At 59.3% G+C, this 14,682-nt stretch carries 14 protein-coding genes; 7 read left to right on the top strand and 7 right to left on the bottom strand.

Annotation, left to right across the window (positions count from 1 at the left end; genetic code table 11):
- Positions 1–71 precede the first annotated feature (71 nt).
- A complete protein-coding gene (locus G3256_RS11595) occupies positions 72–1,259 on the top strand; it encodes a formate dehydrogenase subunit gamma (RefSeq protein ID WP_169640969.1) in 1,188 nt (395 codons plus the stop codon).
- Positions 1,256–1,387 carry a hypothetical protein gene (locus G3256_RS19325; RefSeq protein WP_281359586.1) on the top strand — a complete coding sequence of 44 codons (132 nt, stop codon included), beginning with the start codon at positions 1,256–1,258 and terminating at the stop codon, positions 1,385–1,387. Before G3256_RS11595 ends, G3256_RS19325 begins: the two co-directional genes overlap by 4 nt.
- A gap of 71 nt (positions 1,388–1,458) precedes the next feature.
- Here G3256_RS19325 and G3256_RS11590 read toward each other — a convergent pair whose 3' ends face one another.
- The 7 genes from G3256_RS11590 to G3256_RS11560 all read right to left on the bottom strand — a co-directional run bounded on the left by G3256_RS11590 (position 1,459) and on the right by G3256_RS11560 (position 8,372).
- Positions 1,459–2,424, bottom strand: coding sequence for a 2-hydroxyacid dehydrogenase (locus G3256_RS11590; RefSeq protein WP_169640968.1), 966 nt, complete (start codon positions 2,422–2,424; stop codon positions 1,459–1,461).
- Between the two features lie 2 nt (positions 2,425–2,426).
- The gene (locus tag G3256_RS11585) at positions 2,427–2,624 is read right to left on the bottom strand and encodes a hypothetical protein (protein ID WP_169640967.1); all 198 of its coding nucleotides are present in this window, start codon (positions 2,622–2,624) and stop codon (positions 2,427–2,429) included.
- A gap of 15 nt (positions 2,625–2,639) precedes the next feature.
- Positions 2,640–3,983 carry an amidase gene (locus G3256_RS11580; protein ID WP_169640966.1) on the bottom strand — a complete coding sequence of 448 codons (1,344 nt, stop codon included), beginning with the start codon at positions 3,981–3,983 and terminating at the stop codon, positions 2,640–2,642.
- A complete protein-coding gene (locus G3256_RS11575) occupies positions 3,980–5,347 on the bottom strand; it encodes a TRAP transporter large permease (protein ID WP_169640965.1) in 1,368 nt (455 codons plus the stop codon). The genes G3256_RS11580 and G3256_RS11575 overlap by 4 nt, the downstream gene beginning before the upstream one ends.
- A gap of 28 nt (positions 5,348–5,375) precedes the next feature.
- On the bottom strand, positions 5,376–5,990 hold the full coding sequence (locus tag G3256_RS11570) for a TRAP transporter small permease subunit (RefSeq protein ID WP_246227566.1): 615 nt from the start codon (positions 5,988–5,990) through the stop codon (positions 5,376–5,378).
- A 104-nt stretch (positions 5,991–6,094) separates the two neighbouring features.
- Positions 6,095–7,189 carry a TRAP transporter substrate-binding protein gene (locus G3256_RS11565; RefSeq protein ID WP_169640964.1) on the bottom strand — a complete coding sequence of 365 codons (1,095 nt, stop codon included), beginning with the start codon at positions 7,187–7,189 and terminating at the stop codon, positions 6,095–6,097.
- A gap of 337 nt (positions 7,190–7,526) precedes the next feature.
- A complete protein-coding gene (locus G3256_RS11560) occupies positions 7,527–8,372 on the bottom strand; it encodes an IclR family transcriptional regulator (protein ID WP_169640963.1) in 846 nt (281 codons plus the stop codon).
- A gap of 203 nt (positions 8,373–8,575) precedes the next feature.
- Between G3256_RS11560 and bhcA the strand changes: the two genes are divergently transcribed.
- From bhcA to G3256_RS11535, 5 genes are all read left to right on the top strand, one after another.
- The gene (gene bhcA, locus G3256_RS11555) at positions 8,576–9,766 is read left to right on the top strand and encodes an L-aspartate--glyoxylate aminotransferase BhcA (protein ID WP_169640962.1); all 1,191 of its coding nucleotides are present in this window, start codon (positions 8,576–8,578) and stop codon (positions 9,764–9,766) included.
- Positions 9,767–9,775: 9 nt separating this feature from the next.
- Positions 9,776–10,747, top strand: coding sequence for a beta-hydroxyaspartate dehydratase BhcB (gene bhcB / locus G3256_RS11550; RefSeq protein ID WP_169640961.1), 972 nt, complete (start codon positions 9,776–9,778; stop codon positions 10,745–10,747).
- A 10-nt stretch (positions 10,748–10,757) separates the two neighbouring features.
- Positions 10,758–11,921 (top strand): 3-hydroxy-D-aspartate aldolase BhcC, encoded by a 1,164-nt coding sequence (gene bhcC / locus G3256_RS11545; RefSeq protein WP_169640960.1) that lies wholly within the window; start codon positions 10,758–10,760, stop codon positions 11,919–11,921.
- 84 nt (positions 11,922–12,005) lie between these two features.
- Complete coding sequence (bhcD, locus tag G3256_RS11540; protein WP_169640959.1) at positions 12,006–12,983, top strand: iminosuccinate reductase BhcD; 978 nt, start codon at positions 12,006–12,008, stop codon at positions 12,981–12,983.
- Between the two features lie 233 nt (positions 12,984–13,216).
- Entirely contained in the window at positions 13,217–14,659 is a 1,443-nt protein-coding gene (locus tag G3256_RS11535) for a serine/threonine-protein kinase (RefSeq protein WP_169640958.1), read from the top strand.
- The last annotated feature ends 23 nt before the right edge of the window (positions 14,660–14,682 follow it).

Genomic DNA, 14,682 nt, shown 5'->3' with positions numbered 1-14,682 from the left:
CCCGACAGTCATGACCTGATCAGGGGCGGCGCTTATGTGCCGCCCCGTTATTACATAAACAGGATATACGCATGTTTCGTATCATCTTCGCGCTCCTTCTTTCCTGCTTCTGCGCTCTGAGTGCGGCAGCCCAGGAGGCAGCGCCTGCACCGGACCGGTCAAAAACCGGTGGCGCGCAGACCCTCGAAGACATCATGGCCCGCCAGCAGGGCCTCAAGGTCGACAACAGCTTCCGAAGTGGCAACACCGGTGATCCTGCGGCTGGGCAGATGTCCACCGACCAGCTCGGCACGCGGGGCGGGGCCTCTGACCCTGATCTCTGGCGGGCCCTGCGCTTTGACCAGGCGGACATCACCACCCAGGTGCGCGGTCCGGCAGCCTCGGTGCTGATCCAGGACGGCGGCATGCGCTGGCTCCTGTTCCGCGAGGGACCGCTGCTGAAATACGGCACCGGGTTTCTCGGTGTGACGCTCGTGCTGCTGGCGATATTCTATCTGATCCGTGGCCGGATCCGCATCGATGGTGAAAAGACCGGCACGACCATCGTGCGGTTCAAAGCATTTGAGCGGTTTTCACACTGGCTTCTGGCCGGGTCTTTCATCCTGCTGGGGATCACGGGGATTATCACGCTTGCCGGGCGCAAGGTGCTGATCCCGACATTCGGTCACGAGGCTTTTGCCACGGTCGCGGTGGCCTGCAAATGGATACATAACAACGTCTCATGGGCCTTTATGGTCGCCCTTGTGCTCGTCTTTGTGCTCTGGGTTGTTCACAACCTGCCCGACCGCACGGACGTCAAATGGCTGCTCAAAGGCGGCGGCATTTTTGGCGGCGGTCACCCGCCGGCCAAAAAGTTCAACGCAGGACAGAAGCTGATTTTCTGGTCGGTGATCGTGCTGGGCGCATCGATTTCCGCCTCCGGTCTGGCGCTGCTTTTTCCGTTTGAGCTTCCGATGTTTGCGGCCACCTTTGAGAAGGTGAATGCGCTGGGTCTGCCGCAGATGCTCGGCTTTGCCGAACTGCGCACGGATCTGGCGCCGCATGAAGAGATGCAGCTTTCGCAGCTCTGGCACGCCATCGTCAGCTTTGTGCTGATGGGCATCATCCTTGCGCATATCTACATCGGGTCGGTCGGTATGGAAGGCGCCTATGACGCGATGGGCTCCGGCGATGTTGAGCTGCAATGGGCGCGCGAGCACCACAGCCTCTGGGTAGAAGAAGTTGAACAGTCGAAGATCAAAAAGGCGGGCACCGCATGAAAGTGATGCTTCTGGCCTTTGTCTCGCTTGCGGTGATTGCAGTGGCCGCAGACCTGATCCTTGATGAGATCGGCTTTTCCGCGCAGGAGCGGGGCACCGGCGGGGCTGTGCGTCTCGACGACAGCTGAGCCGCACGACCCGTCTGAAAAAAAAACGGCGCCTTATCGGGGCGCCGTTTTAAATTCCGGGGGAGGGGCCGTCAGACCAGTTTGTCGCCCGGCGTCTTTCCTGCAAAAAAAGCGTCCAGATTGTCGAGCGCCCGGAAGCCCATCGCATCGCGCGTGCGGGTCGTGGCGCTGCCGATGTGGGGCAGCATGAAGATGTTGTCATACTTCGCCAAGGCCGGGTTGCCGCCTGGCTCTGTCTGAAAACAGTCGAGCCCGGCCGCTGCCAGCTTGCCGCTGTCGAGCGCTGCTGTCAGTGCCGCCTCATCCACCAGCGCGCCGCGGGCGGAGTTTACCATCACCGCCCCGTCCGGCAGCAGGGCAAAGCGCTCTGCATTCATCAGTCCGGTGGTCTCAGGCGTGGCAGGGCAGTGCAGCGACAGAAAGTCCGCAACGCCCAGCAGGCTTTCGACCGTGCTGTGATAGGTCGCGCCCTGAGCCGCTTCCGTCGAAAGCTCCGAACGGTTGTAGTAATGGATGTCCATATCAAAGCCACGCGCCTTGGCGGCAAATGCGCGGCCCACACGGCCCATGCCGATGATCCCGAGACGCGCGCCCGTGACCTGCTTGCCGACCATGAAGGAAGGCGACCAGAAATCCCAGGCGCCGGTGCGCACGATCCGGTCTCCCGCGACTGCGTTACGCGCAGCCCCCAGCATCAGCAGCATGGCAAGCTCGGCTGTGGCATCCGACAGCACATCAGGCGTATTCGTCACCGTGATGCCGCGTGCCTCAAGGGCGGGCAGGTCACAGTGATCGACGCCGACGGAATGATTGGCGATGATCTTTAGCCGCGGATCAAGCTGTGCGGCAACCTCTGCGCTGAAATGCTCGGAATGGCAGGGGATGATCGCATCGAATTCGGCACTGGCGGCAATCAGATCCTGCGCCGTGCCGGGCGTGTCCTCATGGTTGATGACGGTGTCATAGTCGCGTTGCGCTCGTTCAAGCGTGGCATCGGACAGGCGGCGGGTGATCCAGAGACGGGGTTTATCGGCCATGGTTACTTCTTCTTGCGCACACATTCGTCCCAGAAGTCATAGATCGCCATTCCGCAGACGATGATCGCGATGACCATAAAGGGCAGGCCGCCTGAGAACCCGGCAAATCCGGATGAGATACTCTCCGAGAGGCCCCCGACAAACAGGCACAGAAGGGCGGTTCCGATAAAGCCCATCAACAGTTTTACACCATAAGACATCGGTTTTTCCTTTCGTCAGGCGGCTTCGGCCGCGATGTGTTTCTGCAGCCAGTGCGCGGTACGCAGCAGGCGGTCATCTTTTTCTACAGCGCCGATCAGCTGCACGCCGATGGGCAGCCCGGTGTCACCCACCAGCATGGGCATCGTCACTGACGGCAGACCCGCGAGGGTCCAGAGCGTACAGAAGATCGGGTCTCCTGTGCCCTCCCCGAATTTCGGGGCCTCGCCCGCCGCGGCGGGGGCGATGATGGCATCATAATCCGTAAAGAAGTCCGCAAAGAAGCTCTGTGCGGATTTTTTCACCGCCAGGGCGTCCTGGTACTCATCCACCGATATCTGCCGGCCCCGGGTCAGCACCGGTTTCAGCGTCTCGCTCAGGTCGTCCCAATGCGCGTCAAAGGTCTCTGAGAGGTGCTGGCAGATTTCGTATTCGTGGATGCGGGCCTGCACGGCCACAAGCTCGCCAAGCTGATCTGCCGGATCCATGCGCTCGACGCGCGCATCCCCGAGAATATCCATAACCCCCTCGAGCCCCTCGCGGGTGGCCTCCGACAGGCGGTCATAAAAGGGCAGGTTGAACCAGGCAAAGGCAGGCTCCACCGGAGCCTCTGCCGCTGCACCTGCGACCGTATCAGGCCGGGCGCGTGCAAAGCTTTCAGGATCGCGCTGGTCATAGCCGGAGATCACATCTGCCAGCAGCGCCACATCGCCCAGCGTACGCCCGAAAGTGCCCAGCTGATCAAGTGATACGGAGGTCTGCAGAACGCCCGTGCGCGGGATCATCCCGCGGGTCGGCTTGAACCCGAAGGTCCCGCAGAAAGACGCAGGCCGGATCACCGAGCCGTTGGTCTGAGTACCGATCGCGAGCGGGATCTGTCCTGCAGCAACGGCCGCTGCCGATCCGCTTGACGAGCCGCCGGGCGAATGCTCAGGGTTGTGCGGGTTGCGCGTCTCATTGGCGTGTACAAAGGCAAGCTCAGTCGTAACCGTCTTGCCCATGATAACTGCACCTGCTTCGCGCAGCATCTCGACCACGCGGGCATCTTCATCGGGCCGGCGGCCTTCAAATATCTTTGTGCCCCGCTGAGTGGGCATATCGCGCGTGTCGATGATGTCTTTCAGACCCACCGGCACACCGTGCAAGGGACCGGTCGCGAGACCCTTCTGGCGGATCCGGTCGCATTCGGCAGCCTGTGCGAGGGCTGCATCCGCATCAAGATGTGCCCAGGCATGGATCGCATCATCCGTCTCAGCGATGCGGTCAAGGCACGACTGCACCAGCTGTACGGACTTCAGCCTGCCGGAGGCGATAAAAGCTGCCGCCTCCTGCGCACTCAGAGAGTGTGGTTTGATCTTCACGGGATGTAGGGCCCGAAGAGGAAGTCAGGGAACCACAGAGCAATACCGGGGAACTGATACATCAGCACCATGGTCAGGATCACGATGCCCAGATAAGGCATGATGCCTTTGAAAATCTCCATGAGCTCGATCTGTTTCTTGAGAACGCCCTTCAGGTAGTAGGCCGACATGGCCATAGGGGGCGTCAGGAACGAGGTCTGCAGGTTCAGGGCGACGAGCATCGCGAAGAAGTAGGGGTTCACCCCGAATACTTCTAGCAGCGGCAGAAAGATCGGCACGAAGATGATCAGGATCTCCGACCATTCCAGCGGCCAGCCCAGCAGGAAGATAATGATCTGTGCGAGGACGAGGAACTCCCATGGCTCAAGATCCATTCCGCCAACCCAGTCAGCGATGATGTCATGGCCGCCGAGGTAGGAAAAGACCGATGCAAAGGTCCAGGAGCCGACAAACAGCCAGCAGACCATCGCGGTGGCTTTGGCGGTGAGGAACACACTTTCCTTCAGCTTCGTCCAGGTCATCGACCGGTAGAGCACAGCGAGCACCATACCGCCCAGGGCGCCCATCGCGGCTGCTTCCGCAGGGGTCGCCAGACCGCCGAGAATAGAGCCAAGCACCAGCGCGATCAGCACGGTCAGCGGCACGAAGCTCACCAGCAGGTTCCAGTAGATTTCGCGCGGAGGCGGAACATCATCAAGCTGTGGCTTGGGGGCCAGCGACGGGGTGATCCAGACGCGCACAATCACATAGACGATGTAGAGACCGGCCAGCAGCAGCCCCGGGAACACCGCCGCCGCGTAAAGCCGCAGGGGCGAGAGATCCGCAATCGCCGAATAAACAATCAGCATGATCGACGGCGGGATCAGAATGCCGAGCGTACCACCCGCACAGATCACACCGGAGGCAAAACTTTTGTTGTAGTTGGCATTGGCCATGGCGGGGAAGGCCAGCAGGCCCATCAGCGTCACAACCGCGCCCACGATGCCTGAGGCGGTGGAGAAAACCGCACAGGTCAGCAGAGCGGCAATGGCCAGAGAGCCCGGCAGATTGCGCGCGGCCATATAGAGCGAAAAGAAGAGCTTATCGACGATATTGGCGCGTTCGACCACGTACCCCATGAACAGAAACAGCGGGATGGCGACGAGCGTCGGGTTCTCCATCACCGAATAGGTGTTCTGGTTCAGCAGATAGAAGATATTGTTGTTGAAAATATCGCTGAAGGTCTCGACCGGCCCGCCCTGATGGTAGGCGTAGTAACCAAAGGCCACACCCATCGCGAGCAGCGTGAAGGCGATCGGGAAACCCAGCAGCACCAGCACGATGAACAGGCCCAGCATCAACAGGGCAACTTCGGGATTTGTCATTTTATTATCTTTCGGCTGTCAGCTGGGATCAGGAGTTGGTCTTGCGGTTGATGTGGCCCTGTCCGGGGATCGGCACAGGTGCATCCCCCATGGCCGCGTCGGCAAGAAGGTCTTCGGTCTCTTTGACGTCGGCCAGACGTTCAGGCCATGCGCCGGTGCGAAACGCGATCACGCAGCGGATCAGCTCTGCAAACCCCTGGATCAGCAGCAGCGCGCCGGCGACCGGGATCAGAGATTTGAAGAAGTAAATCTGGATACTTGCGGGGCTGTTGAAGCTGACTTCTTTATAGCGCCAGCTGTCCGAGGCGATCTCGTAGCCGTACCAGACGAGCGCCAGAATGCCCGGAAAGAAAAAGAGGAAATAGAGCAGGAAGTCGAGGCCGGCCTGCACTTTCACCGGCAGCAGCCGGTAGATGACGTCGGCCCGCACATGGGTGTCCTGGGCAAGCGCGTAAGCGCCGCACATCAGGAAAAGCGCGCCATACATCTGGATCATCATGTCAAAGGCCCAGACGGTCGGTGCATTCAGCACGTAGCGCACGAAAACCTCATAGGAGACCGACAGGGTCAGAATAAGGATGCACCAGCCAAAGGCGCGTCCGACCCAGAGGCTCAGGCCCTCAATGGAGTGTACAAGTTTCATGTGGTCTGCTTCCCCCTGTCACAGATCCCGCGGTGCTTCGCGGCCCGCTTTGTTGATCCGGGCGCCGCTGGGGCGCCCGGACATTTATAAAAGAACTGAACCGATCAGCTGAAGTAGTGGTTATACGCCAGCTTATAGTCGGGCTGGTTCAGGTTCAGGTAGTTCATCACGTCTTTGGCATAGGCCTTCTGTGAGTCCATCACCTTCGCAAAGAACGGGTCGTCCTCTGCGATCCGTGCTGTGACCTTGTCCCAGGCTTCCAGCTGGGCGGCCAGAACGCTGTCCGGTGTCCGGTACACGTTCACGCCGTCCGCTTCCTGCAGTTTGATCAGGTCGTCGGAATAACGCTTGGTGTTGCCCCAGTAGAAGCCGGAGTTTTCCGCCATGGATGCGTTTTTGATGATCGCTTTGTGCTCATCGGCCAGTGCGTTGAACTTGTCCTTGTTGATCGTGACCTCAAAGAACTCCTGAGACTGGTGATAAGAGGCGAGGTGGTAGTGCTTGGACACGTCCTGCATACCAAAGTCACGGTCGGAGGTTGGGTTGTTGAACTCCGCCGCGTCGATCAGGCCGGATTTCATCGCCGGCTGGATTTCACCACCGGGCAGCTGGACCACGGACATGCCCATTTCAAGCAGAACGTCTGCAGCCAGACCAACGGTCCGGTACTTCAGGCCGTTCATCTGAGAGGCGTCTGTGATCTGCTCCTGGAACCAGCCCAGAGGCTGTGCGGGCATCGGGGAGTTGAAGAACGAGACAACGTTCAGGCGCAGGGTGTCCATCAGCTCATCAAAGAGCTCCTGACCACCGCCGGCGTTGACCCAGCCCAGAACTTCCTGGCTCGACCAGCCAAAGCAGGGGCCTGTGCCGAAGAGCGAGGCCGCCTTGGATTTACCGTACCAGTAGGCCGGCACATAGTGTGCCGCATCGAGAACGCCGCGGTGTACCGCGTCCTGCATCTGGCTGGTTTTGACAACCGCGTCCACCGAAAGAACTTCGATGGTCAGCGAGCCGCCGGACATCTCGTTGACGCGTGCCGCAAAGGACTGCGCGTTCTCAAGGAAGATACCGCCGCCCCAGGCCGCCTGCATCTTAAGTGTCGTACCGTGACCGTCTGCAATCGCCGGAGTGGCAAGTGCTGCGGCACCCGCAACGGCAGAGCCGCGCAGGAATTTTCTGCGGTTTACTTTATTTGTCATATTTCCTCCCAAGGAAATGGGCCTGAGCCCGGTCGTTGTGGTCTCTCGACCCGTTAAAGAAAGTTTCAGGATGTCTCGCCGGTTGGCACGCAGCTAAGCCCGTGATGCGGGCAGTGCAGAAAACTCTCCTCCAGCTTCCAGGCCTGCAATCTAGCGGACCTGCTGCCTGCGACAAGACGTCATTTTACAAAATACCCGGTTCATTTCAACGCAAAGTAGAAAATTAGCGTTTTTTCATGAAAATCAGTCACCTCCATGACGGACTTACCGGAAATTTATGGGTTCCTCCTGTGTTGATCGGCCCCCCTGATGGCCACTGAATGAAGTCGGGACGGGGCTATTCTCCCGCCTCGCGTGTCAGAAGTCCGGCGGGCGCACGCCCCCCGATGAGAAAGGTGATCTCTGCCGCTGCTTCCGCGACGGTCGCACCCAGTTCCGGCACCCGCAGATCGTCAAACCTTGTACTCGGGCCCGAGATAGAAACGCCGCCACAAGGCTCCTGATGCTCGTCATAAATGACGCTGCCGATGCAGGACATGCCCAGATACCGCTCCTCGCGGTCATAAGACCATCCGCGGGCCCGGGTCTTTTCCAGATCGGCAAAGAATTCCGCAGGCGTAACAAGCGTGTTGTCGGTAAATGCCGTGAGCCCGGAGGCCATGAGTATCTTGCGCATTCTGTCCTCGGGCAGGGCGGCCAGAATCGCCTTGCCGGTGCCTGAGGCATGCATGGATGTGCGGGTCCCGCGCGCGAAGAAAGCGCGGATCGGGTTGAGCGTTTCAACCTGACCCACGAAAACCACCTCACCGCCATCCGGGATCGCGAGATTTGCGGTCTCACCGGTCTTTTCCATCAGGCTGCGCATGACGGGGCGGCTGACCTCGGTCAGGTTGGTGCGGTTCATAAAGGACATACCGATGCGGTAGGCTTCAATCCCGATGATCCAGTCCTGCCGGTCTTCGTCAAAAGTGACGAACCCATGTTTCTGCAGGGTCGTAAGAATGCGGTGCGTGGTGGCGGTGGGCACACCCATCGACAGCGACAGATCCGTGAGTGTCGCGCGTTCAGAGCGCGACACCGCCACCAGAAGGCCAAGCGCGCGGTCAAGGGACTGCAGCGTGCCGGCGGAGCTTTCGCGGAACTGGGATCTGGGCCTGCCGCGCTGTCGTTTCTGAGTTGTCATCGGAAACTCCTGATTGCCCCATCCTTATTTCAGTAATGAAAAACAATTTCAATATTTTTTTGGAAATATTTTTTGAAAAACAAAAAAGCTCATTAATACAGTATCTTGAATTAGAAAACTAAAAATTGAAAAACGTTTTCGAGAAAATTGCTATCGCAGAGCTATCCTGTAATGTCAGCAGCGAAACTCTGGAGGAGGCGCATATGTCTGACCAAAACCCGCTCTTTATTCCCGGCCCCACTAACATTCCTGACCGTCTGCGCAATGCGATGCACATCCAGACGCGCGATCACCGGGCACCGGATTTCGTTGAAACCTTTGCACCGGTGCTTGAAGACACCAAAAAAGTCTTTGGTACAACTGCGGGCACGGTCATTACATTCCCGGCCAGCGGCACAGGGGGGTGGGAGGCCGCCGTCTGCAACACGCTGAGCCCGGGCGATAAGGTTCTGGTGGCGCGCTACGGCATGTTCAGTCACCGCTGGATTGATCTGTGTGAGCGCCACGGCCTCGATGTGCAGATCATCGAGTGCCCCTGGGGCGCAGGCGCGCCGGCCGACCGGTTCGAATCCGCTCTGAGTGCCGACAGCGGTCATGAGATCAAAGCTGTTCTGGTCACCCACAACGAAACGGCAACCGGTGTAAAATCGGATATAGCAGCCGTGCGGGCAGCGATGGATGCCGCCAGCCATCCTGCAATGCTGTTTGTGGATTGTGTGAGTTCGCTGGCTTCGATGCCGTTTGAGATGGATGCCTGGGGCGTGGATATTGCGGTTTCCGGTTCTCAGAAGGGATTCATGCTGGCCACCGGCATGGCGATCCTTGGCGTCAGCCCCAAAGCGCTCGACGCGATGCAGACCGCAAAGCTGCCGCGCACCTTCTTTGATTTCCGTGATATGATGGGAGCAAATGCCTCGGGCGGGTTCCCGTACACACCACCGTTGCAGCTGATCTACGGCATGCGCGAAAGCCTGAAGATGCTTTTTGAAGAGGGGCTGGATAACGTTTATGCCCGCCATCACAGGCTGGCTGAAGGAGTGCGCCGTGCCGTCGGCGCATGGGGGCTTGAACTTGTCGCAAAATCACCTGATCTTTATTCTGATACGGTCAGCGCCATTTACGTGCCCGACGGTTTCGACAGCAACGCGCTCACGGATCAGGCATTTAACCAGTACGGTGTCTCCTTTGGCATCGGTCTGGGTGAGATGAACGGCAGGGCCTTCCGGATCGGTCACCTGGGCAGCCTGACAGATGTCATGGTGCTGTCGGGGCTGGCCACGATCGAAATGGCGATGGCCGACCTTGACTACGGGGTTGAACTGGGCAGCGGTGTTGCGGCTGCACAGGAATACCTGCGCGCCGGAAACAGCGCATCCGTTAAATCCGCAGCCTGAGGGGGGATCATGCTGGATCAGAAAACCATAGCCGATCTGAACATCGATGATGTGCGCGAAGCCCACGCACGCATCAAACCTTACATCCACGAGACGCCGATCCTGACGTCTTCGTATTTCAATGAGCTCACCGGGGCCGACCTTTTCTTTAAGTGCGAGAACTTTCAGAAGGCCGGCGCCTTTAAAGTGCGCGGCGCTTCGAATGCGGTGTTCGGCCTGAGCGACGAGATGGCGGAAAAAGGTGTGGCGACACATTCTTCCGGCAACCACGCGCTGTCGCTGAGTTATGCCGCCGGGCGGCGGGGCATCCCCTGTCATGTGGTTATGCCGCGCACAGCGCCCGAAGCGAAAAAAGCTGCCGTGCGCGGGTATGGCGGTATCATCACGGAATGCGAGCCTTCGACGACCAGCCGGGAGGCAGTCTTCGCAGAAGTGCAGGAAGCCACCGGCGCAGAGTTTGTGCATCCCTACAATGATCCGCGCGTGATCTGCGGTCAGGCGACGTGCTCTCTGGAGATGCTGAGCCAGATCGATAATATGGACGCCGTGATCGCGCCCATCGGGGGCGGCGGGATGATTTCGGGCACCTGCCTCACGCTGTCTAATCTGGCGCCGAAGATGGAGATTTATGCCGCTGAACCCGATCAGGCAGATGACGCGGCCCGCTCTTTCCGGGCAGGCCACATTATTGCCGATGACGCGCCTGATACGATCGCTGACGGGTTGAAAGTGCCGCTCAAAGAGAACACGTGGCACTTTGTATCGCATTTCGTTACGGACGTTCTCACCGCCTCCGAGCAGGAAATCATCGACGCGATGAAACTGACCTGGGAGCGGATGAAAATCGTCATGGAACCGAGTTGTGCCGTTCCGATGGCCGCCATCCTGCGCAATCCGGAGGTTTTCCGGGGCAGGCGCGTGGGTGTTGTCATCACCGGCGGAAACGTTGATCTGAATAAACTGCCCTGGATGAAGGGCTGAGGAGAGAGACATGAACAAGCAAGTAAACTTTGAAGACTATGAGGTTGGCTACGACATTCCGGCAGCGATCGGCATGGACGAATCCGAGATCCAGACACCCTGCCTGGTGCTCGACCTCGACGCGCTGGAGCGCAACATCAAAAAGATGGGCGATTACGCGAAAAGCCACGGCATGCGTCACCGCGTGCACGGTAAGATGCACAAATCTGTTGATGTGGCCCTGCTTCAGGAAAAACTCGGCGGCTCCGTCGGTGTGTGCTGCCAGAAGGTTTCCGAGGCAGAGGTGTTCGCCCGTGGCGGCATCAAAGACGTGCTGGTCTCCAACCAGGTGACACAGCCTGAAAAGATCGACCGCCTCGCGCGCATGCCCAAACTGGGTGCGCGCACGATCTGCTGTGTCGATATGCTGGACAACGTGGCGGACCTTTCTGAGGCTGCGCAGCGTCATGGCACGGAAATCGAGTGCCTCGTGGAAATCGACTGCGGCGCCGGGCGCTGTGGTGTGACCACCACGCCGAAGGTTGTCGAGCTTGCCAAAGCCATCGACGCGGCCCCCGGACTGAAGTTTGCCGGCATCCAGGCCTATCAGGGCGCGATGCAGCATCTGGACTCCTATGAGGAGCGCAAAAGCAAGACCCAGATCGCCATCGATATGGTGCAGGACGCGGTTGATACGCTGAAAGCCGAAGGGCTGGAATGCGACATCGTCGGCGGTGGCGGCACCGGGTCGTATTATTTCGAGAGCAACTCCAACGTCTATAACGAGCTGCAGTGTGGCTCTTATGCCTTCATGGATGCCGATTACGGCCGGATCCTGGACAAAGACGGCAACCGGATCGACGAAGGCGAGTGGGAAAACGCGCTCTTTATTCTGACCTCGGTCATGAGCCACGCCAAAGCCGACAAGGCCATTGTGGATGCCGGTCTCAAAGCGCAGTCCGTGGACAGTGGTCTGCCGACGATTTTTGGCCGCGATGACGTGAAATACGTCAAATGCTCGGACGAGCACGGCGTAGTCGCGGACCCGGATGCCGTGCTGAAAGTCAATGACAAGCTCAAGCTGGTGCCGGGCCACTGTGACCCCACCTGCAACGTGCACGACTGGTACGTGGGCGTACGGGGCGGCAAGGTGGAAACACTCTGGCCCGTTTCCGCGCGCGGCAAGGCCTACTGAGCCCGCCACGCGAGAGCCCGGATGACACTGCGCCCGGCAAGCATCCGGGCGCAGCCATTATTAATACAAAGACAGGAAGACCCGATGACCGATGGATTACTGATCGTGGGAGAAGACGTGTGCGCTGAGGTTGTGAACAGCGCAGATGCCTTCAAAGCTGTGGAAGCCGTATTTGGTGCTATGGCAAAAGGCGATGCCTACAACTTTCCGGTCATCCGCGAGGCCATCGGATATGCCGATGCGCTCTACGGGTTCAAATCGGGTTTCGACAAGGCCGGCAAGACGCTTGGTCTGAAATCCGGTGGCTACTGGCCGGGCAACATGGAAAAGGGGCTGACCAATCACCAGTCCACGATTTTCCTCTTTGATCCCGACACCGGCATGCTGCAGGCACTGGTCGGCGGTAACTACCTGACCGCGGTGCGCACGGCGGCGTCTTCCTCTGTGTCGATCGCCCATCTGGCGCGCAGGGATGCAAAGGTGCTTGGCATGGTGGGCGCGGGGCATCAGTCAGCATTTCAGCTGCGCGCCGCCGTGGAACAGCGCGATTTCGAAAAGGTCGTGGCCTGGAACCCGCATCCGGAAATGCTGCCGCGTCTGGGGGAAGTGGCTAAAGAACTGGGCCTTGAGTTTGAGGCAGTAACCCAGGAAGAACTCGGCGCGCAGGCTGATGTGATCATCACGATTACCTCTGCCTTTGAGCCGCTGCTGATGAAAAGCTGGATCAAACCCGGCACGCATATCGCCTGTATGGGCACGGATACCAAAGGCAAGCAGGAGGTCGATCCTGAGCTTCTTGCCGCGGCAACTGTGTTTACCGATGAAATTGCGCAATCTGTCAGCATCGGCGAGGCGCAGCACGCGGTGGGATCCGGCCTGATATCCGAAGACGACATCACCCCGGTTGGCGCTGTGATCAACGGCGATCATCCGGGGCGCAGCAGCGACGATCAGATCACGCTCTTTGATGGCACAGGGGTGGGCCTGCAGGACCTTGCGGTGGCTTCCGTGGCCGCAGAGCAGGCAGAAAAACAGGGCAAGGCCACGCGTATCAGCCTCTGAACTCTACAACCGTGAAATCACGATCAAAAGGTCCGGTCCTGCAAGGCACCGGGCCTTTTGTCATGTAGAGTGCCTAAAATGCTGATTAAATGGTAAAAACGCGGCACGCATCTTGCTCTGATACGCCATGATTTCGTCACAGCTTTCCCGCCATCCTCACTCTGCGCGACCGGTCCGGTTTTCTGCCGGTGACAGGGTCGTGCGAAGGGAACAAGGGGACACCCGGAGCCGTGATGAGCCACGAGGACACAGAACTGCCGGACGACATCTACAGCGAGGCGCTGCCGCCCGGCAGTAAGCTGCTGAGCGGGCAGTATGAGATATTACAGTACCTGTCGAGCGGCGGATTCGGCATCACCTATCTTGCCCGCGACAGCCTCAACCGGACCGTTGTGATCAAAGAGTGTTTCCCCGAAGCTTTCTGCAGCCGTGTCAACAAGACCGTGCGCGCCCGCACGCGCAATTACTCCGATGATTTCAAATCCATCGTGGCGCTGTTTATCCGCGAGGCGCATGCGCTCTCCCGACTGGATCATTCGAGCGTCGTCGGCGTGCATCAGGTGTTCGAGGACAATGAGACCGCCTATATGGCGCTCGATCTGGTGGACGGGCGTGATCTGCTCGACCTGATTGAAAACGACACCGTCAGCTTTTCACCCGGTGAGGTCTACCGTATGGCGCTGGCGCTGCTTGATGCCATCGGCCATGTGCATGCTCAGGATCTGCTGCACCGCGATATCTCGCCTGATAACATCCTGGTGGACAAAAGCGGCCGCCCCGTGCTGATCGATTTCGGTGCCGCCCGCGAGGAGGCCAGCCGCAAAAGCCGGGTGTTGTCACAGGTCCTTGTGGTCAAGGACGGGTATTCGCCACAGGAATTTTACGTCGCGGGCAGCCAGCAGAGCCCGAGCAGCGATCTTTATGCGCTTGCCGCCACGCTGTCCCATCTGATTTCCGGGCAGGCCCCCCCCAACAGCCAGGCGCGGCTCGCGGCTCTGGCAGGCAATCAGCCCGATCTTTATGAACCTTTGCGGGGCCGCTTCCCGGACTATGAAGACGCCTTTCTCGCGGCCATCGACAAGGCGATGAACATCGTGCCCGCCGCCCGGATCCAGTCCGCCGAGGAATGGACTCTGATGATCGATCACAGCAAACGTGCAGAGAGGGCGCGCGCGCGCGCGATGGACGATAAGACGATCGATCTTACGGTGATGAACCTGGTGAAATCGGTCAACCGTGATCTGCAGGAGACCGCCACGGGCGTGGCTGATGCCGCGCCGGCAACTGCGCAGCCACGTGACAGCACGCCGACGCGTGACAAACCGGCACCAAAGGCAGTGGTCGAAGACCTGACCTGGTCTGCGGACGAATACGATGGCTTTGCGGATGATGAGCCCGCGCCACGCGAGACACCCTATGCCCGCATCGTGGCCGCCACGCAGCGTATGCGTCAGGAACCCAAAAGGCGCAAACTGCCCTTCCGGATCAGCATGCGGCGCATGACGACGGTCCCGGTAATCTTCTTTGCCTACTTCTTTTACGGGCAGACGGCGCTGAAATACGAGCAGGTGCAGGCAGCCACGGTCGATCCGATCGTGCGTCTCGGCGAAGAATTCCGCACGTGGAATGAACCCGATAAAGCAAATGTTGAGATATCCAGGGGTATTGGGGGGTGAGGGTGCACCAGTGTCCGTGTTGT

This window comes from Roseobacter ponti (genome assembly GCF_012932215.1).
Taxonomy (GTDB): Bacteria; Pseudomonadota; Alphaproteobacteria; order Rhodobacterales; family Rhodobacteraceae; genus Roseobacter; species Roseobacter ponti.
This window is presented reverse-complemented; position numbering and strand designations above follow the sequence as displayed.

What these genes read in the sequence shown, in the direction of transcription:
- G3256_RS19325 (WP_281359586.1), top strand. Translation starts at nt 1,256, where the DNA reads ATGAAAGTGATGCTTCTGGCCTTTGTCTCGCTTGCGGTGATTGCAGTG.
- G3256_RS11575 (WP_169640965.1), bottom strand. Translation starts at nt 5,347, where the DNA reads ATGACAAATCCCGAAGTTGCCCTGTTGATGCTGGGCCTGTTCATCGTG.
- G3256_RS11570 (WP_246227566.1), bottom strand. Translation starts at nt 5,990, where the DNA reads ATGAAACTTGTACACTCCATTGAGGGCCTGAGCCTCTGGGTCGGACGC.
- G3256_RS11535 (WP_169640958.1), top strand. Translation starts at nt 13,217, where the DNA reads ATGAGCCACGAGGACACAGAACTGCCGGACGACATCTACAGCGAGGCG.
- G3256_RS11560 (WP_169640963.1), bottom strand. Translation starts at nt 8,372, where the DNA reads ATGACAACTCAGAAACGACAGCGCGGCAGGCCCAGATCCCAGTTCCGC.
- bhcC (WP_169640960.1), top strand. Translation starts at nt 10,758, where the DNA reads ATGAACAAGCAAGTAAACTTTGAAGACTATGAGGTTGGCTACGACATT.
- G3256_RS11595 (WP_169640969.1), top strand. Translation starts at nt 72, where the DNA reads ATGTTTCGTATCATCTTCGCGCTCCTTCTTTCCTGCTTCTGCGCTCTG.
- G3256_RS11590 (WP_169640968.1), bottom strand. Translation starts at nt 2,424, where the DNA reads ATGGCCGATAAACCCCGTCTCTGGATCACCCGCCGCCTGTCCGATGCC.
- G3256_RS11565 (WP_169640964.1), bottom strand. Translation starts at nt 7,189, where the DNA reads ATGACAAATAAAGTAAACCGCAGAAAATTCCTGCGCGGCTCTGCCGTT.
- G3256_RS11585 (WP_169640967.1), bottom strand. Translation starts at nt 2,624, where the DNA reads ATGTCTTATGGTGTAAAACTGTTGATGGGCTTTATCGGAACCGCCCTT.
- bhcB (WP_169640961.1), top strand. Translation starts at nt 9,776, where the DNA reads ATGCTGGATCAGAAAACCATAGCCGATCTGAACATCGATGATGTGCGC.
- bhcA (WP_169640962.1), top strand. Translation starts at nt 8,576, where the DNA reads ATGTCTGACCAAAACCCGCTCTTTATTCCCGGCCCCACTAACATTCCT.
- bhcD (WP_169640959.1), top strand. Translation starts at nt 12,006, where the DNA reads ATGACCGATGGATTACTGATCGTGGGAGAAGACGTGTGCGCTGAGGTT.